Origin of the sequence: Ferrovibrio sp., from assembly GCF_964218355.1 — a bacterium.
In the GTDB taxonomy this organism is placed as follows: Bacteria; Pseudomonadota; Alphaproteobacteria; order Ferrovibrionales; family Ferrovibrionaceae; genus Ferrovibrio.
Genome location: NZ_CAXPMC010000027.1, coordinates 23,472 through 48,184, shown reverse-complemented (window position 1 = coordinate 48,184; position 24,713 = coordinate 23,472). Strand labels below are relative to the sequence as shown.

General features: G+C 67.6%; 27 protein-coding genes. 10 read left to right on the top strand and 17 right to left on the bottom strand.

All coding sequences use genetic code 11. The features are described from left to right. The first annotated feature begins 25 nt into the window (after nt 1–25). The 3 genes from ACEQZY_RS19700 (at nt 26) to ACEQZY_RS19690 (ending at nt 1,946) form a co-directional block, all read left to right on the top strand. The gene (locus ACEQZY_RS19700; protein WP_341703903.1) at nt 26–1,048 is read left to right on the top strand and encodes an NAD(P)H-dependent glycerol-3-phosphate dehydrogenase; all 1,023 of its coding nucleotides are present in this window, start codon (nt 26–28) and stop codon (nt 1,046–1,048) included. Nucleotides 1,049–1,065: 17 nt separating this feature from the next. After that, a complete protein-coding gene (locus ACEQZY_RS19695; RefSeq protein ID WP_370156621.1) occupies nt 1,066–1,479 on the top strand; it encodes an EVE domain-containing protein in 414 nt (137 codons plus the stop codon). Between the two features lie 104 nt (nt 1,480–1,583). Beyond that, nucleotides 1,584–1,946: a Rieske (2Fe-2S) protein gene (locus tag ACEQZY_RS19690; RefSeq protein ID WP_370156619.1), complete on the top strand. Its 363-nt coding sequence runs from the start codon at nt 1,584–1,586 to the stop codon at nt 1,944–1,946. 307 nt (nt 1,947–2,253) lie between these two features. On the opposite strand, the gene hemP is transcribed toward ACEQZY_RS19690, so the two are convergent. The 5 genes from hemP to ACEQZY_RS19665 form a co-directional block, all read right to left on the bottom strand. Next, nucleotides 2,254–2,433: a hemin uptake protein HemP gene (gene hemP, locus ACEQZY_RS19685; protein ID WP_341703906.1), complete on the bottom strand. Its 180-nt coding sequence runs from the start codon at nt 2,431–2,433 to the stop codon at nt 2,254–2,256. A 204-nt stretch (nt 2,434–2,637) separates the two neighbouring features. Then, nucleotides 2,638–2,871: a hypothetical protein gene (locus ACEQZY_RS19680; RefSeq protein ID WP_341703907.1), complete on the bottom strand. Its 234-nt coding sequence runs from the start codon at nt 2,869–2,871 to the stop codon at nt 2,638–2,640. 178 nt (nt 2,872–3,049) lie between these two features. Continuing rightward, nucleotides 3,050–3,451 (bottom strand): nuclear transport factor 2 family protein, encoded by a 402-nt coding sequence (locus ACEQZY_RS19675; protein ID WP_370156617.1) that lies wholly within the window; start codon nt 3,449–3,451, stop codon nt 3,050–3,052. 16 nt (nt 3,452–3,467) lie between these two features. Further along, a complete protein-coding gene (locus tag ACEQZY_RS19670; protein ID WP_370156616.1) occupies nt 3,468–4,220 on the bottom strand; it encodes a creatininase family protein in 753 nt (250 codons plus the stop codon). 91 nt (nt 4,221–4,311) lie between these two features. Further along, nucleotides 4,312–6,441: a methyl-accepting chemotaxis protein gene (locus ACEQZY_RS19665; protein ID WP_370156615.1), complete on the bottom strand. Its 2,130-nt coding sequence runs from the start codon at nt 6,439–6,441 to the stop codon at nt 4,312–4,314. Between the two features lie 638 nt (nt 6,442–7,079). On the opposite strand from ACEQZY_RS19665, the gene rpsD reads away from it, so the two are divergent. After that, nucleotides 7,080–7,691 (top strand): 30S ribosomal protein S4, encoded by a 612-nt coding sequence (gene rpsD / locus ACEQZY_RS19660; RefSeq protein ID WP_341703911.1) that lies wholly within the window; start codon nt 7,080–7,082, stop codon nt 7,689–7,691. Between the two features lie 99 nt (nt 7,692–7,790). Here rpsD and ACEQZY_RS19655 read toward each other — a convergent pair whose 3' ends face one another. Then, nucleotides 7,791–8,192, bottom strand: coding sequence for a winged helix-turn-helix transcriptional regulator (locus ACEQZY_RS19655; RefSeq protein WP_370156613.1), 402 nt, complete (start codon nt 8,190–8,192; stop codon nt 7,791–7,793). Between the two features lie 165 nt (nt 8,193–8,357). On the opposite strand from ACEQZY_RS19655, the gene ACEQZY_RS19650 reads away from it, so the two are divergent. Beyond that, nucleotides 8,358–8,948 carry a flavodoxin family protein gene (locus ACEQZY_RS19650; RefSeq protein ID WP_370156612.1) on the top strand — a complete coding sequence of 197 codons (591 nt, stop codon included), beginning with the start codon at nt 8,358–8,360 and terminating at the stop codon, nt 8,946–8,948. Between the two features lie 66 nt (nt 8,949–9,014). Here ACEQZY_RS19650 and ACEQZY_RS19645 read toward each other — a convergent pair whose 3' ends face one another. From ACEQZY_RS19645 to purC, 10 genes are all read right to left on the bottom strand, one after another. Continuing rightward, complete coding sequence (locus tag ACEQZY_RS19645; RefSeq protein WP_370156611.1) at nt 9,015–9,932, bottom strand: carbon-nitrogen hydrolase family protein; 918 nt, start codon at nt 9,930–9,932, stop codon at nt 9,015–9,017. After that, entirely contained in the window at nt 9,929–10,561 is a 633-nt protein-coding gene (locus ACEQZY_RS19640) for a GNAT family N-acetyltransferase (RefSeq protein WP_370156610.1), read from the bottom strand. The genes ACEQZY_RS19645 and ACEQZY_RS19640 overlap by 4 nt, the downstream gene beginning before the upstream one ends. Then, nucleotides 10,558–10,968 (bottom strand): ketosteroid isomerase-related protein, encoded by a 411-nt coding sequence (locus ACEQZY_RS19635; protein WP_370156609.1) that lies wholly within the window; start codon nt 10,966–10,968, stop codon nt 10,558–10,560. The genes ACEQZY_RS19640 and ACEQZY_RS19635 overlap by 4 nt, the downstream gene beginning before the upstream one ends. 43 nt (nt 10,969–11,011) lie before the next feature. Then, complete coding sequence (locus tag ACEQZY_RS19630) at nt 11,012–11,422, bottom strand: VOC family protein (RefSeq protein WP_341703917.1); 411 nt, start codon at nt 11,420–11,422, stop codon at nt 11,012–11,014. An 18-nt stretch (nt 11,423–11,440) separates the two neighbouring features. Further along, nucleotides 11,441–11,791 (bottom strand): Grx4 family monothiol glutaredoxin, encoded by a 351-nt coding sequence (gene grxD / locus ACEQZY_RS19625; RefSeq protein WP_341703918.1) that lies wholly within the window; start codon nt 11,789–11,791, stop codon nt 11,441–11,443. Nucleotides 11,792–11,834: 43 nt separating this feature from the next. Continuing rightward, nucleotides 11,835–12,065 carry a BolA family transcriptional regulator gene (locus ACEQZY_RS19620; protein ID WP_341703919.1) on the bottom strand — a complete coding sequence of 77 codons (231 nt, stop codon included), beginning with the start codon at nt 12,063–12,065 and terminating at the stop codon, nt 11,835–11,837. A 30-nt stretch (nt 12,066–12,095) separates the two neighbouring features. After that, on the bottom strand, nt 12,096–14,252 hold the full coding sequence (purL, locus tag ACEQZY_RS19615; RefSeq protein WP_370156640.1) for a phosphoribosylformylglycinamidine synthase subunit PurL: 2,157 nt from the start codon (nt 14,250–14,252) through the stop codon (nt 12,096–12,098). Between the two features lie 50 nt (nt 14,253–14,302). Then, nucleotides 14,303–14,998 carry a phosphoribosylformylglycinamidine synthase subunit PurQ gene (gene purQ / locus ACEQZY_RS19610; RefSeq protein WP_341703920.1) on the bottom strand — a complete coding sequence of 232 codons (696 nt, stop codon included), beginning with the start codon at nt 14,996–14,998 and terminating at the stop codon, nt 14,303–14,305. A 107-nt stretch (nt 14,999–15,105) separates the two neighbouring features. Then, complete coding sequence (purS, locus tag ACEQZY_RS19605) at nt 15,106–15,360, bottom strand: phosphoribosylformylglycinamidine synthase subunit PurS (protein ID WP_341703921.1); 255 nt, start codon at nt 15,358–15,360, stop codon at nt 15,106–15,108. An 82-nt stretch (nt 15,361–15,442) separates the two neighbouring features. Next, the gene (gene purC / locus ACEQZY_RS19600; protein ID WP_341703922.1) at nt 15,443–16,207 is read right to left on the bottom strand and encodes a phosphoribosylaminoimidazolesuccinocarboxamide synthase; all 765 of its coding nucleotides are present in this window, start codon (nt 16,205–16,207) and stop codon (nt 15,443–15,445) included. A gap of 246 nt (nt 16,208–16,453) precedes the next feature. Here purC and ACEQZY_RS19595 point away from each other — a divergent pair, with 246 nt between their 5' ends. Further along, nucleotides 16,454–16,774, top strand: a complete 321-nt coding sequence (locus tag ACEQZY_RS19595; RefSeq protein WP_341703923.1) for a DUF1476 domain-containing protein — start codon at nt 16,454–16,456, stop codon at nt 16,772–16,774. A 117-nt stretch (nt 16,775–16,891) separates the two neighbouring features. Here ACEQZY_RS19595 and ACEQZY_RS19590 read toward each other — a convergent pair whose 3' ends face one another. Next, nucleotides 16,892–18,223: a tetratricopeptide repeat protein gene (locus ACEQZY_RS19590; RefSeq protein ID WP_370156607.1), complete on the bottom strand. Its 1,332-nt coding sequence runs from the start codon at nt 18,221–18,223 to the stop codon at nt 16,892–16,894. 260 nt (nt 18,224–18,483) lie between these two features. On the opposite strand from ACEQZY_RS19590, the gene ACEQZY_RS19585 reads away from it, so the two are divergent. From ACEQZY_RS19585 to ACEQZY_RS19570, 4 genes are all read left to right on the top strand, one after another. Then, entirely contained in the window at nt 18,484–19,131 is a 648-nt protein-coding gene (locus tag ACEQZY_RS19585; RefSeq protein WP_341704517.1) for a helix-turn-helix domain-containing protein, read from the top strand. 10 nt (nt 19,132–19,141) lie between these two features. Further along, nucleotides 19,142–20,896, top strand: a complete 1,755-nt coding sequence (locus tag ACEQZY_RS19580) for an adenylate/guanylate cyclase domain-containing protein (protein ID WP_341704515.1) — start codon at nt 19,142–19,144, stop codon at nt 20,894–20,896. Nucleotides 20,897–20,940: 44 nt separating this feature from the next. Continuing rightward, a complete protein-coding gene (locus tag ACEQZY_RS19575; protein ID WP_370156606.1) occupies nt 20,941–22,524 on the top strand; it encodes a thymidine phosphorylase family protein in 1,584 nt (527 codons plus the stop codon). Nucleotides 22,525–22,627: 103 nt separating this feature from the next. Further along, nucleotides 22,628–24,250 carry an MBL fold metallo-hydrolase gene (locus ACEQZY_RS19570; protein ID WP_370156605.1) on the top strand — a complete coding sequence of 541 codons (1,623 nt, stop codon included), beginning with the start codon at nt 22,628–22,630 and terminating at the stop codon, nt 24,248–24,250. The last annotated feature ends 463 nt before the right edge of the window (nt 24,251–24,713 follow it).

Here is a 24,713-nt window from a genome sequence, read left to right as displayed (position 1 = left end):
GTGAAGGCATGAACAAGGGGAATGCATGACACAGACTCCGGCGATCCATGATGTCGGCGTGATCGGCGGCGGCGCCTGGGGCACCGCGCTGGCGGCGCTCAGCGCCGACCAGAATCCCGCCGAGGGCCGCACGCTGATCTGGGCCCGCAACGAGGAGGTGGTGGCCGGCATCAATGCCGGGCGTGTCAACACGCTGTATCTGCCGGATGTGACACTGCCCGCCGACCTGCAGGCCACCGGCGATTTCCGCGCCCTGAAAGACTGCGAGGCGCTGGTGCTGGCGATGCCGGCGCAGACCCTGCGCGGCTTCGCCTTCCGCCTGCGCGACGAACTGCCCGAAAGCCGTGCGCCGCTGGTGGTGGCGGCGAAGGGCATCGAGATCGGCACCGGCCTGCTGCCGGCGGAGGTGCTGGCGGAAGTGCTGCCCGACCGGCCGCTGGCGATCCTGACCGGGCCGACCTTCGCCGCCGAAGTCGCGCGCGGCCTGCCGGCGGCGGCGACGCTGGCCTGCGAGAATGCGGTGCTCGGCGAGGCGCTGATGCAGAGGCTCGGCCGACCGACCTTCCGGCCGTATTACTCGGACGACATCGTCGGCGCGCAGCTCGGCGGCGCGCTGAAGAACGTGCTGGCGATTGCCTGCGGCATCGTCATCGGGCGGAAATTCGGCGACAACACCCGCGCGGCGCTGATCACCCGCGGCCTCGCCGAACTGGCACGGCTGGGCGCGGCGATGGGCGCGCGGCGGCGCACCCTGATGGGCCTGTCGGGACTGGGCGACCTGGTGCTGACCTGCTCGGGGCCGCAATCGCGCAACCTGTCGTTGGGCATTGCGCTGGGCGAGGGAAAAACCCTGGCCGAGATCATGCAGGGCCGCCGCACCGTGGCCGAAGGCGTGCATACCGCGCAGGCCGTGGTGACGCTGGCGGCCAAGCGCGGCATCGAGATGCCGATCTGCGAGGCCGTGCATGCCGTGCTGCATGAAGGCGCCGATATCGACGAGATGCTGGCCGCCCTGCTGGCGCGGCCCTTCACCAGCGAAGACGACTGACCGGAGGCGACGGGATCATGAACTACTGGCTGATGAAATCGGAGCCTTCCGCCTGGTCGTGGGACAGCCAGGTCAAGAAGAAGGTCGAGAGCTGGAACGGCGTGCGCAACTACCAGGCCGCCAACAACATGAAGGCCATGAAACTCGGCGACCGCGCCTTCTTCTATCATTCTGTGGACGAGAAGCGGATCGTCGGCATCGTCGAGATCTGCAAGCTGTATTACCCGGACCCCACCGACGAGACCGGCAAATTCGGCATGGTCGACGTGAAGGCGCTCCTTCCTCTCAAGACTCCGGTCACGCTCGCGCAGATCAAGGCCGAGCCGAAGCTGAAGGACCTGGCTTTGCTGCGGCAGTCGCGGCTGTCGGTCTCGCCGGTGGATGCGGCGAGCTGGAAGCTGATCTGCAAGATGGGCGGCGTGACGGCGTGATGATGCTTCTCTGCCGTCATTCCCGCGCAGGCGGGAACCCCGTTCCGGCGGCGCCGGTCTTCTGGGTGCCTGCTTCCGCGGGCATGACGATGGCGGGTTGATCCATGGCCCGCCCGAACCAGCCTGAGGCCGGCACGCGGCTGGTGGCTCTGGCCGAGATCCCCGAGCCCGGCGCGAAGGGATTCACCTTCGGTGCCGGGAAAGACCGCTTCGAATGCTTTGTCGTGCGCTGGCTGGGCGGCGTGTTCGGCTACGTGAACGAATGCCCGCATGCGCGCACCTCGCTGGACTGGCGGCCGGATGCGTTTTTCAGCCGCGACATGAGCGCGCTGATGTGCGGCACCCATGGTGCGCTGTTCGTGCCGGAAAGCGGCGCCTGCTTTGCCGGACCCTGCAAGGGCCAGAGCCTGGTCCGCTTTCCCGTCGCGCTGGACGCGGCGGGCTGGGTCGTCGTTTCAGAAGGATAAGAGACAGAATTGCGGCCGGCCGGACTCCGGCAGGGATTGTCCGGCCGGCCGCTTCGGCATCGCGGGCCGACGGACCGGGCAGGGTGGGAGGTCCGGGCCGTCTTTCCGCGATACCGACTGACTGTCTGTGCCGGCCCTAGCCGGTGCGCGCGATCACCCGGATGTCGTGACAGGCATCGCAGAAGCCGAGCAGGGCGGCGCCCAGCAGATGCAGAGCGGTTGGACGGTTCGTCCGCGGCAGGGTCCTTGCTGTCATCACGCGTCTCCTTGCATCAGAGGCGACGGGGCAACTCGCACTGGGCGAAACTCACTTGGTCAGGATCAGCTTGCCGTTCGAGGTCACCCGCAGACGGTAGTCGGCACCGTCATGCTCGATGATCACCTCGCGGCCGGTGCCGAACAGGCTGCGGCTGCTGAGGCGCGGCGGCGCATCACCGGCCTCGGCCGGGTCGCGCGATGCAGCGGCAGGCGCAAGCGTATCTGACATCCATCCGATCCTGAGCGGGCAGCCGCGCCGTTGCGGCTACCTGCGAACTGTTCTCATCTTAGGACGGATCGTCTCGTTGTGCAAGTAAGAATAAATATCATTTCAGGCCGGCCGCCCTGCCGGCGCCCGGAATGCAAAAAAGGCGGGCCAGAGCCCGCCTTTCCAAAGCCCGCGGCCGGAACGGCCGGGCCTGTGCGAGCGCATCTATCGCGGCAGTTCGGCCGCCGTGTCGTTGGCGGCGGCAGGCCCGCGGCGCTGCTGCAGCCGGGCGGCAAGGCGGCGGATCTCGCCTTCCTGCACGCCGTCGCGGCGCATCAGCAGCTGGGTGATCGGGTCGGCCAGCATGTCGCTGAGCGCCGGCTCGCCGGCGGCATCGACGGCAAGCCAGCGGACCTGACCCATCCTGATCCGGGGTTGCGGCGTCTGTCTGTCCTGCATGGGCCCCTCCTGTTGCTCGGAACCTGTCATTGGGAATCACGTTGTCACGCGGCCTCTGCTGCATGATCTATGGCGGTGATGATAGGCCGGCAAGCATGCCCGGGGTGTGACGGGATTGCGGTCTTTTCGTGACCGCAGGCACGCTGCAGGCAGACCGGATATGGCCGGATGCCGCGGCTCAGCGCAGGGCGGCGGCGAAGGCGGCGGTGTCGGTATAGACCCGGTATTCGGCGATGCGGCCGTCGCGGATGCGGAAGGCATTGGTCATGTGCACCGCAATATCGCGGCCCGAGGCCTTCGCCCGCCACTGGCCGCGGCCGAGCAGCACGATCCACTCGCCCTCGGCAACCACCGCCTCCTGCTCGACGGCGACGATCTCCAGCGCATCGCGCACCTGGCCGAGAAAGCGGCGATAGGCGGCGAAGCCCTCATGCAGGCCGATCCAGGGCAGCAGGCCGGGCGGGCCGTAATAGCGCACCGTCACATCGGGGGCGACGATCTGCTCCAGGGCGGCGAAGTCGCCGTCCCGCAGCGCCGCGTAATAGCGGTCGAGCAGGGCGCGGCCCGCAGACTGGCCCATGGCTCTGCCGCTCCGCTCAGGCGGCGAGGAAGTCGCGGTAGATGCCGGCCAGTTCGGGCACCACGGCATCCATGATCGTCTTGCCATGGGCGGCCGAGGCCAGGGCCGGATTCGAGCCGATGCGGCCATCGGCAAAGCGGCGGCGGTAATCGGCGGCATCGGCGAAGCCGCCCGAGGGGGCGACGCGCGGACTCATGGCGGCGACGCTTTTCACCGCCTCGGGATAGGCATGATAGGTGACCGAGACCTCGCTGGGCGTGGCGTGGCTGCCCTCTTCGCTGCCGAACAGCTCGCGCGACAGCCGCTTGGCCGAGGGGGCCTCCCACCAGTTGCGGATCACGCAACGCACGCCGGTCCCATTGCTGCCGGCGGCCTGATCGAGGCTGGTCTCGGCATAGATCTCGGAGAAGGCGGCCGTCACCGTGGCGACATTGCCGCCATGGCCGTTGAGGAAGAAGAAGCGGGTGAAGCCGTGCCGGGCCAGCGAGGCCACGGTGTCGCGCAGCACCGCGATCAGGGTGGAGGGCCGCAGCGTCATGCTGCCGGCAAAGGCCATGTGATGCTGGGCCATGCCGACATTGATGGTGGGGGCGACCAGCGCATCGGCGGCCTCGCCCACGGCTTTTGCGAAAACCTCGGCGCAGATCGCGTCGGTGCCGATCAGGCCGTTGGGGCCATGCTGCTCGGTGGAGCCGATCGGGATGATGATCCCGGTGGAGCGCTTCAGATAGGCCTCGGTCTCTTCCCAGGTGCACAGATGCAGCAGCATGACGATTCCGCGTTTGTCAGATCCTGCCTGTCATAAGAAGCGCGGCAGCAGACAAAGTCCAGCCGCAGCGCCGCCTGCGGCCCGCGACCGGTCAGAATTCCAGCCAGTCATCGTCATCGCCGGCCAGGGCCGGAGCGGGCTTCGCCGCTGACGGCGGCGCCTTCGGTGCCGGCCGTTTCGGTTCCGGTGCTTTTGATGCCGGTGCGTTCGGAGCCGCTGCTTTCGGTGCAGACGGCTTCGATGCGGCAGGCTGTGCCGCAGTCTGCTTCGCGACCGCCGGAGCAGTGGCCGGAGCAGCAGCCGGGGCCGGCCTGTCGGCGGCACCAGCTTCGACCCGGAAGAAACTGATCGCATCGGCGAGTTCGCCAGCCTGTCCGTTCAGCGACTGCGCGGCAGCCGTGGTCTCTTCGACCAGTGCCGCGTTGCGCTGGGTCGCCTCGTCCATGCTGGCCACGGCGGTATTCACCTGCTCCAGCCCGGTGGCCTGCTCGCGGCTGGCTGCCGCGATCTCGGCCACGATGTCCGACACCTTCTTCACGGCATTGACGATCTCGGTGAGGCTGCTGCCAGTCTGGTTCACCAGCGACGCGCCGGTCTTCACCTGGGCATTCGACGTGGCGATCAGTGCCTTGATGTCCTTCGACGCATTGGCACTGCGCTGCGCGAGAGCCCGCACCTCCTGCGCCACCACGGCAAAGCCCTTGCCGGCTTCGCCCGCGCGTGCCGCTTCCACGCTGGCATTCAGCGCCAGCAAGTTGGTCTGGAAGGCGATCTCGTCGATCAGGCCGACAATGTCGGCGATCTTCTGCGCGCTCTCCTCGATCCGGGTGACGGCGGCGACGGCATCCTGCACGACGCTGCCGCCCTTCTCGGCGGTATCGCGGGCCACCGTGGCCAGCTGGCTGGCCGCCTGGGCATTGTCGGCATTCTGCTTCACGGTTGCCGTGATCTCGTGCATGGATGCCGCGGTTTCCTCGATGCTCGCCGCCTGCGATTCCGTGCGGCTGGCCAGGTCCTGGCTGCCGGCGGAGATCTCGTCGGCAGCCGAGCGTACCTGGCCGGCGGAGCGGCCGAGCCGGGTGACGATGGCGGCCAGCTGTTCGGCCATGCGGTTGGCATCGGTCTTCATGCGGGCGAAGGCGCCGTCATACTGGCCGGTGACACGGCGGTCGAGCCGGCCCTCGGCCATGGCGTTGAGCACGTGGCCCAGTTCGTTCATCACGCCCTCGACGGCGCCGGCCAGCCGGTTGATGCCCTCGGCAATGGCGAGATACAGCCCCTCCTTGCCCTCGGTGGACAGCCGGCGCCCGATATCGCCGCCGGCCACCGCCGCCACCAGGTCGGCGATCTCGCGGGCGGCCGCCTGTTCCTGACGCTCGCGCCCGAGGCGGCGCTGTTCGGATTCCTCGCGCTGGCGGGCGACCTCGCTCTCGGCCTCGCGCCGCGCGATCATGCCGTCCCTGAACACCTGCAGGGCGCGCGCCATCTCGCCCACCTCGTCGCGGTGATCGGCACCGGTGATCGCGACATCGAGATCGCCGCCGGCCAGACCCTGCATCGCCGCGGTCATGCCCTGCACCGGCCGCACCACCGTCAGCCGCACCATCAGCACCGCGGCCAGCACCACCAGCAGCAGCACCCCGAGCCCGGCCGCGGAAATCTGCAGCAGGTTCATGAAAGCGGCATCCTGGGCCTGGTTGCGGCGGTTGAGATCGCCGCGCTCCTCGTCGCGCATCTCTTCCAGCACGGCACGGATCTGTTCCATCTGGCCCTTGCTGAGCGGCGAGCGCAGGGTGCGCAGCGCCGCGGCGCGCTGGCCCTCGTCCTTCAGCCGCGCCACCACCGCGTCGCCGAATTTCAGCTGCCAGTCGCCGATCTGACGGGCGACATCCTCCAGCCTTTCCTGCTGGCGCGGATTGCCGGAGGTGAGCTGCTTCAGCAGGTCGAGCAGGCGACCGCTGGCGCCGCGGCCGATGGTCATGCTGTCGAGATGGGTCTCATCCTCCGACAGGGCATAGCCGCGCAGGGCGGTTTCCTGGTCGGACATCGCCTGGCCGAGTGCGGCCAGCGCGTCGAGCACCCGGAAGGTTTCGGTGGTTTCGCGCTGAGCCTGTTCGAGGAACTGCACATTGCGCCAGGCGAGGCCGGCGACGGCCAGCAGCAGGGCGATGATCAGCAGGAAGGCGGCGGTGACGCGGAGGGAAATGCTCAGCTTGCGCATGCGGTCGGCACCAGACAGAAGGAGGAACAGGCGGGAAGGAGCCGGCCGGCCGGCCGATACTTGCGCGGCCGGGCAGAACAGCCGGATTCTTCCGGTTTATACTCCGTTTTACTTCCGGTTTTACTCGCGATCTGACGTGACGTGCCCGCCGCGGGCCCTGCGGCCCATGCCCCCCGAAAACCGCCCCGCGCCATGCCGGCCCGGCCGTCGGGCCAGGCCAAATGGTTCAGGACAGACACTTATTTCCGGCGACGGCGACGGCCCGCCGGCTGCTCCGTGACCGGAACACCCCGTCCCAGTAGTAGCCGCAGCCCCGGACCGGCGCAAGCTGGCTTAGCAAGCCTACTAATAATACCATAAGTAGAGAACAGTACTCCCCGGGAATGGCGCCGCGTTTTTCAGTCCTGAAACAGAAGAACCGGCCGGTGGCGGCCGTTTCACCGGGAAAACACCGGCACAATACTTCGGGCCGGCGGGCGGAGGACCTGCCGCCGGCGGCCGATCCGCGCTTGACGCGGGGGGTCCGATCCGTATGATGCCGCCGCCCTCCCCGGCTCCTCACCGGGGGGATCGGCATTTCTTGCATGAACGGGTCGTCGTGGCTGCCTTCCCCTCATGCGCCGAAACCAGGACTGAACATGACCAAGCGTCAGGAATCCAAGTACAAGATTAACCGCCGGCTGGGCGAGAACCTGTGGGGCCGCGCCAAGAGCCCGATCAACAAGCGCGAATACCCGCCGGGCCAGCATGGCCAGAAGCGCAAGAAGCCGACCGATTACGGCGTGCAGCTGATGGCCAAGCAGCGGCTGAAGGGCTACTACGGCAACATCACCGAGAAGCAGTTCCGCCGCGCCTATGCGGAGGCGAACCGCCGCCGCGGCGACACCTCGGAGAATCTGATCGGCCTGCTGGAGCGCCGCCTGGATGCCGTGGTCTACCGCATGAAGGTGGTGGCGACCGTGTTCGCCGCGCGCCAGTTCATCAACCATGGCCATATCTCGGTGAACGGCCGGCGCGTGACCGTGCCGAGCTACCAGGTCAAGGTCGGCGACGTGATCGAGGTGCGCGGCAAGGCGAAGGATTATCCCTTCGTGCTGGAAGCCATCGCCTCGGGCGAGCGCGACGTGCCGGACTACATCACCATGGACAGCCCGATGAAGGCGACCTTCGCCCGCGTCCCGCTGCTGGCCGATGTGCCCTATCCGGTGAAGATGGAACCGAACATGGTCGTCGAGTATTACTCGCGCTGATCCTTCGGATTTCTCCGAATACGAAAAGGCCGCCCCTCACGGGCGGCCTTTTTTGTTGCCGGTCAGCGCACCGGCGCCGGTGCGGCCTGATCCGCCGCCTTACTCCGCCGCCTGGCGCGCCGGCTGCAGCGCGACCGCATCCTCGGTCTGCCAGCGCAGCGCCAGATCCTTCACCATGTCCAGCATCGGTGTCAGCTCGGCGCCGCGCGGCGCCAGCGAATAGGTCACCTGCGGCGGGATCGTCGCCTGGTAGTCGCGGCGCACCAGCTGGGCCTCTTCCAGCATGCGCAGGCGCTCGGTCAGCACTTTCGCGGAGATGCCGGTGACCTCGCGCTTCAGCTCTCCGAAGCGCCGCGGCCCCTGGGTACGCAGCACATAGAGGATGTAGGTGGTCCACGGCCCCATCAGCAGCCGCAGCACCGCATCGACTGGACAGGCCGAGCGGGCATCCACGGCGGCATCCTCGCGACGGACGGCGGCAGGCGGGGCGGGGTTGGTCATCAGGGGCTCCTGAAACGGCGGCGGGCAGCGACGGGAAATTTATATGGTTACTTTTAAGTACCTACTTTACTCAGGAAATCAAGAGGCCATGTATTAGTCACTCAAAGTAACTCAATATCTTTGAGTGATCTTTCAAACTTGCGCCAATACAAGGACTTGACCCCCATGAGCAATGTCGCTGTCGTCTACCATTCCGGCTATGGCCACACCAAGAAGCAGGCCGAGGCGGTCGCCGCCGGGGCCGAAAGCGTCGCCGGCACCAAGGTGCTGCTGATCTCCGTCGACGAGGCGGCCGGGCAGGCCGCCGCGCTGGATGCCGCCGATGCGATCATCTTCGGCTCGCCCACCTATATGGGCAGCGTGTCCGGCCCGTTCAAAACCTGGATGGATGCCACCAGCCAGACCTGGTACGCGCGCGGCTGGAAAGACAAGCTGGCCGCCGGCTTCACCAATTCCGCCTCGCAGTCGGGCGACAAGCTGAACAGCCTGATCCAGCTCGCCATCTTCGCCGCCCAGCACGGCATGCTGTGGGTCGGCCTCGACCTGCTGCCGGGCAACAACAATTCCAAGGGCAGCGTCAACGACCTCAACCGGCTGGGCAGCTTCCTCGGCGCCATGGCGCAGTCGAATGCCGACCAGGGCCCGGAAGATGGCCCGATCGCCAGCGACCTCGAGACCGCGAAGCATCTCGGCCGCCGCGTCGCCGAACAGGCGGCCCTGCGGGCGAAGGCGAAGCGCGAGCTGGTCGACGCGTAAACGCCGCCGGCACCGCATGCAAAGGCTCCGGTCCGGATTCCGGACCGGAGCCGGTCGCGCCGCCGCCTACAGCGAGACCGGCGTCACGTCGAGCGACGGCTGGCTTTGTGCCGGCCAGTCGCGCCGCGTATAGACCTGGGCATCTTCCCGGGTCTGGCGCAGGGCATCGAAATCGAGTTCCGCATGCACCCAGCCCGGCTTCGACAGCTCGCCCATGGCGATCACGCCGTCATCGGGCATGCCGCGGTCGGGGGTGGCCAGCATGCTGGCCCAGCCGACATTCACGTCCACCGCCGGCGACCATTCGGCCAGCCCCACCGTGGGCGAGACGGCGACGAAGACCTGGTTTTCCAGCGCACGGGCCCGCGCCCCGGTCTGCACCCGGTTGGCGCCGGCCAGGGTATCCGTGCAGCTGGGACACAGGATCAGGTCGGCGCCGGCCTGCGCCATCGCCTGGGCGATCAGCGGGAATTCCACGTCGTAGCAGATGGTGATGCCGACCCGCAGGGGCGCGGCATGGCCGAAATCGAGATCGAACACCTTCAGCCCGGCGCCGCCCTCGATGATCCAGGCCTCGCGCTCGAAGCGGGTCATCTGCCGCTTGTCCTGGTAGGCCACGGCGCCGTTCGGGGCCAGCAGGTAGCTGCGGTTGACGATTCCGCTGCCGTCCTTCTCCTTCCCGGCCGTCACCGGCAGCGACGGCGCCACGATATGCACGCCGTGGCGGGCGGCGAATTCGGTCCAGGCGGCGACGAAATCGTCATGATACCGCTGCAGCGCGCCGATCTGGCCGGTCAGGTCCTGCTGCAGCGCCTCGGGCAGCAGCGAAGTCAGCTCCATGGCGCCGTATTCGGGGAACAGCAGCAGCTTTGCGCCCTGGCCGGCCGCCGTCGCCACCCAGTCGGCGGCATGGGCATGCCAGGCGGCAAAATCGGCAAAGCGCCCGATCGGATACTGCGCGGCGGCCACCGGCAGGATGCTCATGCCATCGCCTCCCTGCGCAGGTCCTTCATCCAGTAGACCATCAGCTTTTCCGTCTGTGCCTCATCGCCGATATCGCGCCATGAAAAGGTCGAGACCAGATCCGACCGTTTGCGATAGCCGCGCTTTTCCCAGAAGGCATCCAGCGGCACGTAATCCGCCGGCTTCAGCGGATGGTCGTCGGGGCGCTGCACCGCGCAGAAACAGCAGACCGGGCAGTCGAAGGCGCGCGCCGCCGCCTCGCGCTGGCGGAAGAACTCGACGCCGATGCCGCGGCCGCGATATCCGGGCAGCAGCACGCTTTCGCCGAAATAGAAGATGTCGGCCAGCATCATGCCGGCCGCGACAAAGGGCGCCTTCACGTAATCGGCTTCCTCGGCGAGCGCCAGTGCGGTGGCGGCGCCGACGATGCGGGTGCCATCCATGGCCACGATCAGGGTGCCGCTGCGCGCCGCGTCGTAGCGGGCGATGTAATGGCGCTCGTAGTCGAGCGAGCCCTCATACAGGTAGGGCCAGGCGCGGAAGACTTCGATGCGCAGGCGCGCGAGATCGTCCAGCCGCGCCTGCATCGCCGCGCCGGCCAGGCGCAGGACGCGGATGCCGCCCGCCTGTGCCTCGGGCCCGCCGCTCATCCGGCGACCTGTTTCACCCAGTCGCTGAGATTGTAGCTGTTGGAAATGCGGGCGACCTTGCCGTCGCGGATCTCGAAAAAGGCGCCGGCCGGCAGCTTGTATTGCTGGCCCTCGGCTTCCGGCAGGCCGTCATCGGTTTCCAGATAGACGCCGAGCACGGTGAATTCGGCCGCCGCGCGGCTGCCATCGGCATTAGTCATCACGAAGAGATCGACGATCTTCTCCTCGTAGCAGCGGTTCATGCGGCCGAGGAAAGCGCGGAAGGCATCCTTGCCGGTCTCGCGGCCACCCTGGTTGATGTCGTGCACGACATCGTCGGCGAGATAGCCGAGGAAACGGTCGGTATCCTGGGCATTGAAGGCATCGTAATAGGCTTCGATCAGCCTGGCGGTCTCGACATGCGGCATTCTGGAACCCGGATCGCAGTGATATGCGGTGATCCGAGCCATCCTAGCCGGCACCGCCCTTCAGTTCCACCATGTTGCCTTCGGGATCGAACAGGTAGATCGACGGGCCTTCGCCCTCGGCGCCGAAGCGGCGGGCCGGCGGCTGCACCGCCACGTCATGGGCGGCGAGATGGTCGAGGATGGCATCGGCATCGAAGGGATCGATGCGCAGGCAGAGATGGTCCAGGTTGCGCCGGGCCCGCTGCGGTTCGAGGTCGCCGTCCGACGCCAGCCGGCCGCTGCGGTCCATGATGTCGATCAGGGCGCTGCCGGCGCGCAGATGGAAAAGCCCGATCGCGGGCTGCTGATGCGCCAGCGCGCAGCCGAGCACGTCGCGGTAAAAGGCGACCAGGCGCTGCGGGTCGGAGGCCCGCAGCACCACATGGTCGATCTGCCGGATGCTGAAAGGAGGCAAGGCCTCAGGAGGCCGGCTTCAGGAGGCCGGGGCTTCCTGGACGGCGATACCCTGCTGCTGCAGATGCTGCTGCAGCTCGCCCGACTGGTACATCTCGCGCACGATGTCGCAGCCGCCGATGAACTCGCCCTTCACGTAGAGCTGCGGGAAGGTCGGCCAGTCGGAGAATTCCTTCAGGTGGGTGCGGATCGCCGGATCGGCGAGGATGTCGACGCCCTTGAACTTGACGCCCAGATGCGACAGCACCTGCACGGTCATGGCCGAGAAACCGCATTGCGGAAACACCGGCGTGCCCTTCATGAACAGCACGATGTCGTTGCCGCCGATCTCTTCGCGGATGCGCTCGAAAGTCTGTTCCTTCTCGCTCATGGCGATCGTCCTTCTGGTCGTGTCGTTACGGAGCCAATATTAACTATGGCGTTTGCGTGGTGAGCGCCAACGCATGCAGCTGGCCGCCCATGCGGCCTTTCAGGGCCGCGTAAACCATCTGGTGCTGCTGCACCCTGGTCTTGCCGGCAAAAGCCGCGGAGATCACGGTGGCGGCATAATGGTCGCCATCGCCGCGCAGGTCGTCGATGCGGACCTGGGCGTCGGGCAGGGCTTCCCTGATCATCGCCTCGATCTCGGACGCATCCATTGCCATTGTCGCTATCCCCTTGGACTTTCTTGTCTTTTACAATTCGCCGGCCATGTAGCGCGGCAGCCAGCCCTCATGGGCCCCGCGCAGATCCTGCACCGATATGGAGCCATGGCCCCGGAAGGTCAACTGGTCGCCGCCGGTCAGGCCGAGCCGCACCGCCGGCACGCCGGCCGCCTCGGCCGCCGCCAGCACCGCCCCGGCCTGTTCATCCGGGCAGGTGACGACATAGCGGGCCTGATCCTCGCCGAAGGCCAGCGCGAAGGCATCGCCAGCCGGCAGTGCGATCTCGGCACCCATGTTGCCGGCCATGGCCATCTCGGCCAGCGCGGAAGCAAGGCCGCCATCGGCGCAGTCATGCACCGCCGAGACCAGACCATCGCCGATCATGGCGCGCACGGCATCGCCGTTGCGGCGTTCGGCCTGCAGGTCCACCGGCGGCGGCGGGCCTTCCTCGCGGCCGCAGATCTCGCGCAGGTACAGCGACTGGCCGAGATGGCCCTTCGTCTCGCCCAGCAGGATCACCGCCTCGCCCGGCAGCTTGAAGGCGAGCGTCGCCATCTTCGCGACATCATCCAGCAGGCCGACGCCGCCGATGGCCGGGGTGGGCAGGATGCCCTTGCCGTTGGTCTCGTTGTAGAGCGACACGTTGCCCGAGACGACCGGATAATCCAGCGCCAGGCAGGCCTCGCGGATGCCTTCGACGGCGCCGACGAACTGCCCCATGATGTCGGGGCGCTCCGGGTTGCCGAAATTCATGTTGTCGGTGATCGCCAGCGGCCGGGCACCGATGGCGGTGATGTTGCGCCAGGTTTCGGCCACCGCCTGCCTGCCGCCCTCGACCGGATCGGCAAACACATAGCGCGGCGTGCAGTCGGTGGTCATCGCCAGCGCCTTGGTCGGATGGGTCTCGACCCGCACGACGGCCGCGTCACCGCCGGGAATCTGCGCGGTGCTGGCGCGGATCAGGTAGTCATACTGTTCCCAGATCCAGCGGCGCGAGGCCATGTCGGGGCTGCCGGTCAGTTTCAGCAGCGCTTCGGCCAGCGGCAGCGGATGGTTGACGGGGCCGAGCGGCATCTGCGGCGGGGTCTTCACCCATGGCCGGTCATATTCCGGCGACGCGGCCGCCAGCGGATCGATGGGCAGGTCGCCGACCTGCTCGCCGTTGAAACGCAGCACCATGCGGCCGGTATCGGTCAGGTGGCCGATCACCGCGAAATCGAGTTCCCATTTGCGGAAGATCGCCTCGGCCTGCGGCTCGCTGCCGGGCTTGAGGATGATCAGCATGCGCTCCTGGCTTTCGGAGAGCATGAATTCGAACGGCGTCATGCCGGTCTCGCGCGCCGGCACTTTATCAAGGTCGATCTCGATGCCCATGCCGCCCTTCGACGCCATCTCGAAAGACGACGAGGTCAGGCCCGCCGCGCCCATATCCTGGATCGCCACGATGGTGTCGGTGGCCATCAGCTCGAGGCAGGCCTCGATGAGAAGCTTCTCGGTGAAGGGGTCGCCGACCTGCACGGTGGGGCGTTTCTCTTCCGAATCGTCGGTGAATTCGGCGGAAGCCATGGTGGCGCCGTGGATGCCGTCGCGGCCGGTCTTGGAGCCGACATAGACCACCGGATTGCCGATTCCGGCGGCGGCCGAATAGAAGATCCTGTCGGTCTTGGCGAGGCCGACGGTCATGGCGTTGACGAGGATGTTGCCGTTGTAGCTGGGGTGGAAATTCACCTCGCCGGCGACCGTGGGCACGCCGACGCAGTTGCCGTAGCCGCCGATGCCATGCACCACGCCCGATACCAGATGCCGGGTCTTCGGATGCTCGGGCGCGCCGAAGCGCAGGGCATTGAGATTGGCGATGGGCCGCGCACCCATGGTGAAGACATCGCGCAGGATGCCGCCGACACCGGTGGCCGCGCCCTGGTAGGGCTCGATGAAGGACGGGTGGTTGTGGCTTTCCATCTTGAAGATGGCGGCATCGCCGTCGCCGATATCGATCACGCCGGCATTCTCGCCCGGGCCCTGGATCACCCACGGCGCCTTGGTCGGCAGGGTCTTGAGCCATTTCTTCGACGACTTGTAGGAGCAGTGCTCCGACCACATCACCGAGAAGATGCCCAGCTCGACCTCGTTGGGCACCCGGCCCATGATCTCCAGCACCAGATCGTATTCGGCCCTGCTCAGGCCCATCAGGTCGGCGGGATATGCGCCGGCTTTCGCCGTATTCTTCTGGGCTTCACTCAAGACAGCGACTCCGCAATCGATTCGAACAGGCCGGCACCGTCGGTGCCGCCGCAGACCGGGTCGGTGGCGTTTTCCGGATGCGGCATCAGGCCGAGCACGGTTTTCTTTTCGTTGTAGATGCCGGCGATATTGCCGACCGAACCGTTGAGATTGGTGCCGGCATCGACATTGCCGAGATGGTCGGCATAGCGGAAGGCGATGCAGTCGGCATCTTCCAGCCGCTTCACGTCGTCGGCGCCCAGCGTGTAGTTGCCGTCATGATGGGCGACCGGCACGCGGATGGTCTGGCCCTTGCGGTATTTCCGGGTGAATTCGCTCTGCGTCGTCTCGATGCGCAGGTTCACGTCGCGGCAGATGAATTTCAGGCTGGCATTGGTCATCAGCGCGCCCGGCAGAAGGCCTGCTTCACACGCAATCTGGAAACCGTTGCACACCGCCAGCACCCGCACGCCGGCATCGGCCCGCTTCTTCACTTCCCGCATGACCGGCGAGTTCGCCGCCATGGCGCCGCAGCGCAGATAGTCGCCATAGGAAAAGCCGCCGGGCAGCACGATCAGGTCGATGCCGTCGGGCAGGCTGCTGTCGCCATGCCAGACATCCACCGGCGCCCTGCCGCCATTGGCGCGGGTCAGCGCCAGCCGCATGTCGCGCTCGCGGTTCGATCCGGGGAAGGTGATGAGGGCGGCTTTCATTTACTTCTCCGTCGTCCCCGCGAAAGCGGGGATCCAGGGGTTGCGACTGTCATCGACAGTCTGGATTCCCGCCTGCGCGGGAATGACGACAAGGAATTGCCTGCCGCTCAACCCACCAGCTCCACCGAGTAATTCTCGATCACCATGTTGGCCAGCAGCTTCTGCGCCATGTCCTTCACGGCGGCCTCGATTTCGGCTTTCGGCTTCTTCGCCAGCGCGCCGGTCAGTTCCAGCTCGATCAGCTTGCCCTGGCGAACCTCGCCGACATCGCCGAAGCCGAGCGAATGCAGCGCCTGGCCGATCGCCTTGCCCTGGGGATCGAGCACGCCGTTCTTGAGCGACACATGGACTCGGGCTTTCATCTTTCGTCCTTCTTCCAAAAAACTGCGGCGGCCACCAGATGCTGGGGCCGCCGCGTTTCGCACGGCAGCCGCGGCTGCCTGGTTATTGCATCGTGTCGGGACCCTTGATGTCCCGCACGCCGGCCTCGGGCAGGATGCCCAGCCGGCGCGCCACTTCCTGGTAGGCCTCGGCGACATTGCCGAGATCGCGGCGGAAGCGGTCCTTGTCCATCTTCTCGTTGGTCTTGAAGTCCCACAGCCGGGCGCTGTCGGGGCTGATCTCGTCGGCGAGGATGATGCGCATCTCGTCGCCCTGCCACCAGCGGCCGAATTCCAGCTTGAAGTCGACCAGGCGGATGCCGATGCCGAGGAACAGGCCGGTGAGAAAATCGTTGATGCGCAGCGCGAGATGCATGATCTCGTCGATCTCCTGCGGACTGGCCCAGCCGAAGCAGGTGATATGCTCTTCCGAGACCAGCGGATCGCCCAGCTCGTCGTTCTTGTAATAGAACTCGACGATCGAGCGCGGCAGGTTGGTGCCCTCGGCAACGCCGAGCCGGGTCGCCAGCGAACCGGCGGCGACGTTGCGCACGACGACCTCGAGCGGGATGATCTCGACTTCCTTGATCAGCTGCTCGCGCATGTTCAGGCGGCGCACGAAATGGGTCGGGATGCCGACCTCGCCCAGGCGCGTCATCAGGTATTCGGAGATGCGGTTGTTCAGCACCCCCTTGCCGGTGATGGTGCCCTTTTTCTTGTTGTTGAACGCGGTCGCGTCGTCCTTGAAATACTGTACCAGAGTGCCCGGCTCCGGCCCCTCGAACAGGACCTTGGCCTTGCCCTCATAGACCTGTCTGCGGCGCGTCATGGCACACCCGTGTCTGTTGGGGAAAGCGGGGGGAATTTGCTCGGCCCCTAGATAGCGCAAGGGGGCCCCGGCTGCAATCCGGATGGCCATGGCGGCGCAGCGGTCGGCACAGCCTGGAAATGCCCGGTTTTCCGCCGTTCCGGCCCCGGCGCCGGTTCCCGCAACCCGAGACTTGCAGGCAACCCCGCCGCCCCCCTATATAACGGGCACCGAACCGACCCATTTGCTGCCCCCGACGAGGCCCGGATGACCACCTTCGACGACCGCAAGGACGCCTTCGAGAAGAAGCACGCCCATGACGAGGAGCTGGCCTTCAAGGCGGTGGCCCGCCGCAACAAGCTGATGGGCCTGTGGATTGCCGAGCAGATCGGCCTGTCCGGCGAGAAGGCCGAGGCCTATGCCAAGGACGTGGTCGCCGCCGACCTGGAAGAGGCCGGCGACGAGGACGTGGTCCGCAAGATCATGGCCGACCTGGCGGTCTACAAGCTCGACCTGTCGGAACACCGGGTGCGCGGCAAGCTGACCGAACTGCACGAGATCGCCCGCAAGCAGGTCGCGGCCTCGTAAGGCCCTCCGCATTAATACTTAAAATTCAACAGCTTAGCTGACGGCCAGCTGGCCAGTCACAGGCCGGCCGCACAGCCGGCGCCCTGACTGGCCAGGCCGGACGCGACGGCCGCCTTGTCAGGCGGCCGCCTTCGTGCCGGCCTGCAGGTAATAGCGCTGGGCCAGCGGACTGGCCGGCTTCGCGCGCAGCCTTTCTGCCGCCAGCGCACGGACCAGATTGTCCTGGCCGGCCCGGCGCGCCGCCTCGATCAGCGTCAGGTCCAGCAGGTCGCGCTGGGCATGGCTGCCGCCGAACCGATGCGCGATGCCGCGCACCGGCCGCAGCCAGCGCACGCAGCTGTCGTAACGGCCGGCGGCGAAGGCGGCCAGCGCCTCGGCCACCGGCAGGCCGACCTGCGCGCTCATGGCGGCATTGCTGCTGCCGCTGCTTCGCGCGGCCCGGCGCAGGGTTTCCAGCTGCTGGTCGACCAGATCGCGGCGGCCGGCGCCGATGAAGCTGACCAGGGCATGCACGTCGTTGAAGGCATAGATGCCGTCGCCGGCCAGCGGTGCCCAGGCCTCGGCGATTTCCGACCAGCGGGCCGGGCCGGCATCAATCTCGCGCAGCTGCAGGCGCCACAGCATGGCGGCCGCATCGACCATGTCCAGCACCACGGCCGAACGGTCGCGGCGCACATGCCCGTCATACAGCGCCAGCACCGCCGCGATGTCTTCCTGTTCGAGGTGATACAGCGCCAGATGCCACCAGTTATGCACGGCGATCATGTTGTCCGGCGCCCAGAAGGCCTCGCGGTCGCGCATCCAGGCGATGCCGTCCTTCACGCGGCCCTGCATCTCCATCACATGGGCGACGGCATGATGCGCCCAGGCATCGCGCGGCTCGATCTCGCAGGCACGGCGGCCGGCTTCCTCGGCGCGGGCATAGTCGCCGCATTCCTCAAGGCCGAAGGCCAGCATGCCCTGCAGCGCATGATAGCCGGGCAGGTCGCGGGTCCAGTTCGGCAGCACCCGGACCACGCGGTCGCGCAGGTTACGGGCATCGCCGCGGTAGAAGTCGAACAGATGCGCCATCTGCAGGGCCAGCGCATCGCGCGGATGATCGAGCAGGATATCCTCGAACCGCTCGACGGCATCCTCGAAACGGCCTTCCGCCAGCGCGGTGGCGGCCGCCACATGCAGCCGCTCGCGGTCGGTCCGCGCCGCCGCCGCCGCGGCGGCAATGCTTTCGCGGGCCGGGGCAAGGCCCGCCGCCTCGGTGCCGGACAGGAACAGATGGGCGCGCAGGGCATGGGCCATGGCAAAGCCGGGAGCCTCGGCAATGGCCTGTTCGGCCGCCGCCAGCGGGTTGCCGACATAGCAGTGGAAGCCGGCCAGGGCAGCCTCGAACTGCACCAGGGCCTTGTCGCTGGCGCCGCTGACGGCCGCGCCGCGGTAATCTTTCAGGGACATTCGTCGTATTCTCCAGACGGCAAAAGTGGTTTCTTCGTGGAAACTTACCAACCAGTCGGTTTAAATACCAAAACCTGAAGCCGGTCAAGACATTCCGGGCCGGGATCGCCGTCACCGGCCCTTTGCTTTGCCCATTGATCGCCTTATATTTTTCGGAACAGCCGGACGGACCGGGGCTGTCTTCACGGGTTTGTGATGCACCGACCGGTTCGTATAATTTTCAGCCCGCAAGCGAGACCTGATGCAGGACGGTGAATGCCATGCCCCGTGACGGCACTGCCACCCGCACCGCGATCATGGATGCCGCCCAGGCCCTGATCCTGGAGACCGGTTTCGCCGCCGCCTCGATCGACACGATCATCGCCCGCACCGGCATCACCAAGGGCGCCTTCTTCTATCATTTCCGCACCAAGGCCGAGCTGGCCCGGGCCCTGGTCGAGCGCGATGCCGCGCTGGATGCCGCGCATCTGGAGCGCCACCTGTCGCGCGCCGAGACGCTGAGCCGCGATCCGCTGCAGCAGGTTCTGCTCTGCCTCGGATTCTACGAGGAGGAGATGGTCGCGATGAACGCGCCCTATCCGGGCTGCCTCTATGCCTGCTTCCTCTACGAGGCGCAGCTGTTCGATGCCGAGACCATGGATCTCGTGCGCGGCGTCTTCGCCCACTGGGCCGGGCAGATCGGCGACAAGCTGCGCCAGGCGGCCCGGCTGCATCCGCCGCGGCTGCCGGTCAGCATCGCGACACTGGCCGATATGGGCCTCGCGATCACCGAGGGCGCCTATATCCTGTCCAAGCTGCGCCAGGACCCGCTGGCGGTGGCGGCGCAGTTCCGCCATTACCGCAACTATCTCGAACTGCTGTTCTCGGCTCCGGGCGCTGCGCTGGACGGCAAACCCGCCCCGGCCTAGGCTGCCGGCCATGAGCGATCAGACCGTCGCGCCGCCGGACAACCGGGCTGTCGCCTCCGCCCGCCGCTGGGAGGACATCTACAGCCGCGCCAAGCTCGCTTCCGGCCTGGTGCTGTTCACCTACCTGGTGCTGCATCTGGCCAACCATGCGCTCGGCCTGGTCTCGCTGCCGGCGATGGAGGCCGGCGCCGCGCTGTTCAAGGCGCTGTGGCGCAGCTGGCCCGGCACCATCGCGCTGTATACGGCGGCGGCGCTGCATCCCCTGCTGGCGCTGTTCAACTGGATCCGCCGCGGCCATTACCGCGGCATCCCCTGGCAGGGCTGGACCCAGCTGCTGCTGGGCCTGTGCATCCCGGTGATGCTGGTCGACCATGCCGTCGGCACCCGCGCGGTGCATTCGGCATTCGACCTCAACGATTCCTACGCCTTCGTGCTGATCGCGCAGTTCGTCGAATCGCCGATGACCGGCCTGCGCATGAACCTGCTGATCCTGATTGCCTGGTTCCATGGCTGCATCGGCGTCTATTACTGGCTGCGCATGAAGCCGCTCTTCGACAGATGCTGGCCGGCCTTGTTCGCCATCGCCCTGCTGCTGCCGATGCTGGCGATGCTGGGCTATCTGTCGGGCGGCCGCCAGGTGATGCAGCTGCTGCAGGACCCGGAATGGCGGGCCGGTTTCCGCGCCGGGCTGAACTGGCCGGGCGATGTCGCCTACAGTTTCGCCGCGCGCGCCAACATGATCGCCTACGAGGTGATCGCCGCCCTGCTGGCCTGCGGCATCGCGCTGCGCGGCCTGATCGCGCTGCTGCACAGCCGCCGCGCCGGCCTGACCATCACCTATCCCGACGGCCGCCGCTATCGTGGCGCCGCCGGCAGCATGAGCGTTCTGGAAGCCAGCCGCGCCATCGGCTATCCGCATGCCTCGGTCTGCGGCGGCCAGGGCCGCTGTTCGACCTGCCGGGTGCGCGTCACCGGCCCCGGCGCCGCCGCCCTGCCGCCGCCCGACACCGCCGAGCAGAAGGTGCTGGAGCGCATCATGGCGCCGCCCGGCGTGCGGCTGGCCTGCCAGATCCGCCCGCAGGACGACATCGCGGTGATTCCGATGCTGCCGGCCGGGGTGCCGCCGAAGGTGGTCTACGGCGCCGCGAGCCATGCCCAGGGTTCGGAGCGGCGCATCGCCATCCTGTTCGCCGATCTGCGCGGCTTCACCAAGCTGTCGGAAAGCCGGCTGCCCTACGACGTGGTGTTCCTGCTGAACCAGTATTTCAAGGCGATGGGCGAGGCGGTGGATTCCGCCGGCGGCCGCCTCGACAAGTTCATCGGCGACGGCGTGATGGCCCTGTTCGGCATCGAGGACGGGCCCGACGAGGGCTGCCGCCGCGCACTGGATGCGGCGCGCCGCATGGGTGCCGGACTGGCCAGGCTGAACGAGGCGCTGCAGGCCGATCTCGGGCTGGAGCTGAAGATCGGCATCGGGATTCACTGCGGCCCCGCCATCGTCGGCGAGATGGGCCATGGCGGCGCCATGCACCTGACCGCCATCGGCGACGCGGTGAACACGGCCAGCCGGCTGGAAAGCGCCACCAAGGAATTCGGCGCCGAGCTGGTCGTCTCCGAGGAAGTCGCGATGCGCGGCGGCCTCGCCGAAGACGCGCCGGGCTGGCAGCGCGCCGATGTCAGCCTGCGTGGCAAGTCGGAAACCCTGGCGGTGCGCGTGGCCCGGAAAGCCGCGGTGATGGAACCGGCCGGCGCACTGGGGGATTGATCCCGGTCAAGTCGCGCCGGCGCCCCGCGGGCTAGACTGGGCGGATGCTGACGCTGAAGCCCATCGCCATCGACACCCACCGCGAGAGCATCGCCTATCTGGGCCGCGCCTGCCCGCATTACCGCGCCGAGGAATTCCTCGCGCTGGCCAAGATCGAGGTGCTCGCCGCCGCCCATCCCCATGGCGCCCATCCCCATGGCACGCAGACCGCAGACAGGGGCGGCCCGCGCATCCAGGCGACCCTGAACATCGTCGACGATCCCGCCCTGCTGGCCCCCGACGAACTCGGCCTGTCGGAAGAGGCCTTCCGGCTGTTCGGCCATCCTGCCGGCACCCCGGTGACCATCGGCCATCCGCGCCCGGTCGACAGCCTGGAAGCGGTGCGCGGCAAGATCGAGGGGCATCTGCTGTCGGAGGCCGATTACTGCGCGGTGATGCGCGACATCGCGGCGCTGCGCTATTCCAAGATGGAGATCGCCGCCTTCCTCGTCGCCTGCGCCGGCTTCATGAGCACCGAGGAGGTGCTGTACCTGACCCGCGCCATGGCCGGGGTCGGCCACCGGCTCGACTGGGACCACCGCCCGGTGGTGGACAAGCACTGCATCGGCGGCATTCCCGGCAACCGCACCTCGATGATCGTGGTGCCGCTGGTGATGGCCCATGGCCTGACCATCCCGAAGACCTCGTCGCGGGCGATCACCTCGCCGGCCGGCACCGCCGATACCATGGAGGTGCTGGCGCGGGTGGATATCGGCACCGACGAGATGCGCGCCATCGTCGAGCGCATCGGCGGCTGCCTGGTCTGGGGCGGCCGGGTCAACCTGTCGCCGGCCGACGACGTGATGATCACCGTCGAGCGGCCGCTGGGCATCGATACCCGCGAGCAGATGGTGGCCTCGATCCTGTCGAAGAAAGTCTCGGCCGGCGCGCGGCATCTGGTGCTCGACATCCCCGTCGGCCCCACCGCCAAGGTGCGCAGCCATGCGGATGCGATCCGGCTGCGCAAGCTGTTCGAATATGTCGCCGGCGAACTCGGCCTGCCGGTCGACGTGATCATCACCGACGGCAGCCAGCCGATCGGCCGCGGCGTCGGCCCGGTTCTCGAAGCCCGCGACGTGATGGCGGTTTTGCGCAACGAGGCAGAAGCACCGGCCGACCTGCGCGACCGCGCCCTGCTGCTGGCCGGACGGCTGATCGAATCCGATCCCGGCGTGAAGGGCGGCCAGGGCATCGCCCGCGCCCGCACGTTGCTCGACAGCGGCGCCGGCCTGCGGGCGATGGAGCAGATCATCGAGGCCCAGGGTGCGCCACCGGGTGCGCCCCCAGGCGCGCCGCCAGGTAACGGAAGCAGGGGCCTGGAGCCCGGCACCACCGGCTACGAGATGCTGGCGCCGCGCGACGGCGTGGTGCAGGCGATCGACTGCCTGCGCATCGCCCGCGTCGCCCGCATGGCCGGCGCGCCGGCCTTCAAGGGCGCCGGCGTCGACCTGCTGAAAAAGACCGGCGACCCCGTGCGCAGGGGCGAGCCGCTGTACCGCATCCATGCCGCCCTGCCCGCCGATCTCGGCTTCGCCGCCGAACTCGCCGCTCAGGACAGCGGCTTCACCCTGAACGGACATGCCGTTTAATGCCTTGTCCTGTCATGCCCGGGCCTGACCCGGGCATCCCATTCAGAAATGGGGTCCTCGGATCAGGTCCGGGGACGACGAATGAGAAGAAGGAGCACGCGTCATGAGCCCGAGCCTCAGCTTCCACGGCGCCGCCGGCACGGTGACCGGTTCCTGCTACCGCCTGGAGGCCGGCGGCCGGCAGCTGCTGGTCGACTGCGGCATGTTCCAGGGCGACAAGACGCTGAAGGAACTGAACTACCAGCCCTGGCCCTTCGATCCGCGCGGCATCGACGCCGTGCTGCTGACCCATGCCCATATCGACCACAGCGGCCTGGTGCCGAAGCTGGTGAAGGCGGGCTATCGCGGCCCCGTCATCGCCACCGAGGGCAGCGCCGACCTGCTGCGCTGGATGCTGCCGGATTCGGGCGGCATCCAGGAGATGGAGGTCGAGCGGCTGAACCGCCGCAACCAGCGCCGCGGCCGCGGCATCGTCGAGCCCATCTATACCGGCGACGACGCCCGGGCGGCCCTGCAGCAGATCGTCACCCGCGACTACGAGACCTGGTTCGAGGTGAGCCCTGGCCTGCGCGCGCGCTTCTGGAATGCCGGGCATATCCTCGGCTCGGCCTCCGTCGAGATCGAGGTCGCAGACGGAACCGCGAACGGCCATCCGCTGCGGCTGCTGTTCTCCGGCGATATCGGCCCCGAGCACAAGGCGCTGCAGCACAGCCCGGACGGGCCGCGGGATCTCGACATCGTGGTGATGGAATCCACCTATGGCGGCCGCCCGCGCCCGAAGCTCGATCCGCTGCAGCGGCGCGCCGTGCTGGCCGGCGAGGTCAACGCGGCCCTCGATGCCGGCGGCAATCTCGTCATCCCGGCCTTCGCGGTGGAACGCACCCAGGAATTGCTGGCCGACCTTGCCCGGCTGATCGCCGATGGCGGCATTCCGCGCGTGCCGATCTTCGTCGATTCGCCGCTGGCCTCGCATATCACCGATGTATTCGCCCGGCACCTGCAGCGCGACAACGGCGTGCGCGCCTCGACGAAGCAGCCCTTCGCTGGCGGCTCCCTGCGCTTTACCCGCACGGTGCAGGAAAGCATGCAGATCGAGCAGGTCACCGGCGGCGCCATCATCATCGCAGCCAGCGGCATGTGCGAGGCCGGGCGCATCCGCCATCACCTGAAGAACAACCTGTGGCGCCCGAATGCCACCGTGCTGCTGATCGGCTACATGGCGCCGGGCACGCTCGGCCGCCTGCTGGAGGATGGCGAGCGCGCGGTGCGCATCCAGGGCGACGAGATCAGCGTGCGGGCGCGCATCCGCAAGCTGGAAATCTATTCCGGCCATGCCGACCATGACGAACTGCTCGACTGGCTGCGCGACCGCGGCCCGGTGCGCCACGGCCTGTTTTTCACCCATGGCGATCCGGATGCGGTGGGCGCGCTGCGCGCCGCCGTGGCGCAATGGCAGGAGCCGCCGGCACCCCACATGATCGTGCCGCGGCTGGACGAGCGCTTCAGCCTGGGCGGCGCGCATCCCAGGCTGCTGAAGGCGACGGCGGCCGCGAAAGCGGCGCCGCGACTCGACCGCTATGCCCGCGCCGAGGCGCTGTCGGGCCATGACTGGCATAACGACTATGCGCGCCTGATGCTGCAGGTGCAGCAGCAGCTGCGCGCGGCGAAAACCGACCTCGAACGCCGGCGGCTGCTGAAAAAGATGCAGCGGGTGCTGGGCCGCTGACACCTAACCCCTTGATCTGCCGCGTCTGGCCCGGCCTGCTGCGGCCAGTGCGGGCCTGTCGGGGCCAGTTCGAAGCCAGTTGACAGGCCAGTGCGGACCAATGCCGGCCCGCGCCGACCGATGAAATCCACCGCAATCCCGTTGCGTCCCGGATTCCGCATGCCGCCTTATGCAAGGCGGCATGGTGTGAAGGTGATTCACGATGGGCGAGAACGGAATGGCCGGGCGTCAGATAGGCGGCGGCGCATCCGGATCAAGATGCCTGCGGCCGTCTCCCCGCCGCTGTGCTTTCGCGGCAACAGGGCCGCGTCGCCCGCCAGCACGCCCTCATTCACAAAAATCGTCACCCCGGCCCCGAGCATCGCCACCCTCGGGCTCGACCCGAGGGTCCATGCGGCAATTGCTGACAGGTTGCTGCTTCGGAAATGCTATGAATCATAGCTGGGATCGTCTCGGGGGTGCA

Coding starts and splice junctions, on each gene's coding strand:
- ACEQZY_RS19650 (WP_370156612.1), top strand. CDS start 8,358: ATGAGCAATGTCGCTGTCGTCTACCATTCCGGCTATGGCCACACCAAG.
- ACEQZY_RS19700 (WP_341703903.1), top strand. CDS start 26: ATGACACAGACTCCGGCGATCCATGATGTCGGCGTGATCGGCGGCGGC.
- ACEQZY_RS19655 (WP_370156613.1), bottom strand. CDS start 8,192: ATGACCAACCCCGCCCCGCCTGCCGCCGTCCGTCGCGAGGATGCCGCC.
- ACEQZY_RS19635 (WP_370156609.1), bottom strand. CDS start 10,968: ATGCCGCATGTCGAGACCGCCAGGCTGATCGAAGCCTATTACGATGCC.
- hemP (WP_341703906.1), bottom strand. CDS start 2,433: ATGTCAGATACGCTTGCGCCTGCCGCTGCATCGCGCGACCCGGCCGAG.
- ACEQZY_RS19590 (WP_370156607.1), bottom strand. CDS start 18,223: ATGTCCCTGAAAGATTACCGCGGCGCGGCCGTCAGCGGCGCCAGCGAC.
- ACEQZY_RS19575 (WP_370156606.1), top strand. CDS start 20,941: ATGCTGACGCTGAAGCCCATCGCCATCGACACCCACCGCGAGAGCATC.
- purQ (WP_341703920.1), bottom strand. CDS start 14,998: ATGAAAGCCGCCCTCATCACCTTCCCCGGATCGAACCGCGAGCGCGAC.
- purS (WP_341703921.1), bottom strand. CDS start 15,360: ATGAAAGCCCGAGTCCATGTGTCGCTCAAGAACGGCGTGCTCGATCCC.
- ACEQZY_RS19645 (WP_370156611.1), bottom strand. CDS start 9,932: ATGAGCATCCTGCCGGTGGCCGCCGCGCAGTATCCGATCGGGCGCTTT.
- purC (WP_341703922.1), bottom strand. CDS start 16,207: ATGACGCGCCGCAGACAGGTCTATGAGGGCAAGGCCAAGGTCCTGTTC.
- ACEQZY_RS19665 (WP_370156615.1), bottom strand. CDS start 6,441: ATGCGCAAGCTGAGCATTTCCCTCCGCGTCACCGCCGCCTTCCTGCTG.
- ACEQZY_RS19620 (WP_341703919.1), bottom strand. CDS start 12,065: ATGGCAATGGATGCGTCCGAGATCGAGGCGATGATCAGGGAAGCCCTG.
- grxD (WP_341703918.1), bottom strand. CDS start 11,791: ATGAGCGAGAAGGAACAGACTTTCGAGCGCATCCGCGAAGAGATCGGC.
- ACEQZY_RS19580 (WP_341704515.1), top strand. CDS start 19,142: ATGAGCGATCAGACCGTCGCGCCGCCGGACAACCGGGCTGTCGCCTCC.
- rpsD (WP_341703911.1), top strand. CDS start 7,080: ATGACCAAGCGTCAGGAATCCAAGTACAAGATTAACCGCCGGCTGGGC.
- ACEQZY_RS19675 (WP_370156617.1), bottom strand. CDS start 3,451: ATGGGCCAGTCTGCGGGCCGCGCCCTGCTCGACCGCTATTACGCGGCG.
- purL (WP_370156640.1), bottom strand. CDS start 14,252: ATGGGCCTGAGCAGGGCCGAATACGATCTGGTGCTGGAGATCATGGGC.
- ACEQZY_RS19695 (WP_370156621.1), top strand. CDS start 1,066: ATGAACTACTGGCTGATGAAATCGGAGCCTTCCGCCTGGTCGTGGGAC.
- ACEQZY_RS19680 (WP_341703907.1), bottom strand. CDS start 2,871: ATGCAGGACAGACAGACGCCGCAACCCCGGATCAGGATGGGTCAGGTC.
- ACEQZY_RS19595 (WP_341703923.1), top strand. CDS start 16,454: ATGACCACCTTCGACGACCGCAAGGACGCCTTCGAGAAGAAGCACGCC.
- ACEQZY_RS19585 (WP_341704517.1), top strand. CDS start 18,484: ATGCCCCGTGACGGCACTGCCACCCGCACCGCGATCATGGATGCCGCC.
- ACEQZY_RS19690 (WP_370156619.1), top strand. CDS start 1,584: ATGGCCCGCCCGAACCAGCCTGAGGCCGGCACGCGGCTGGTGGCTCTG.
- ACEQZY_RS19570 (WP_370156605.1), top strand. CDS start 22,628: ATGAGCCCGAGCCTCAGCTTCCACGGCGCCGCCGGCACGGTGACCGGT.
- ACEQZY_RS19670 (WP_370156616.1), bottom strand. CDS start 4,220: ATGCTGCTGCATCTGTGCACCTGGGAAGAGACCGAGGCCTATCTGAAG.
- ACEQZY_RS19640 (WP_370156610.1), bottom strand. CDS start 10,561: ATGAGCGGCGGGCCCGAGGCACAGGCGGGCGGCATCCGCGTCCTGCGC.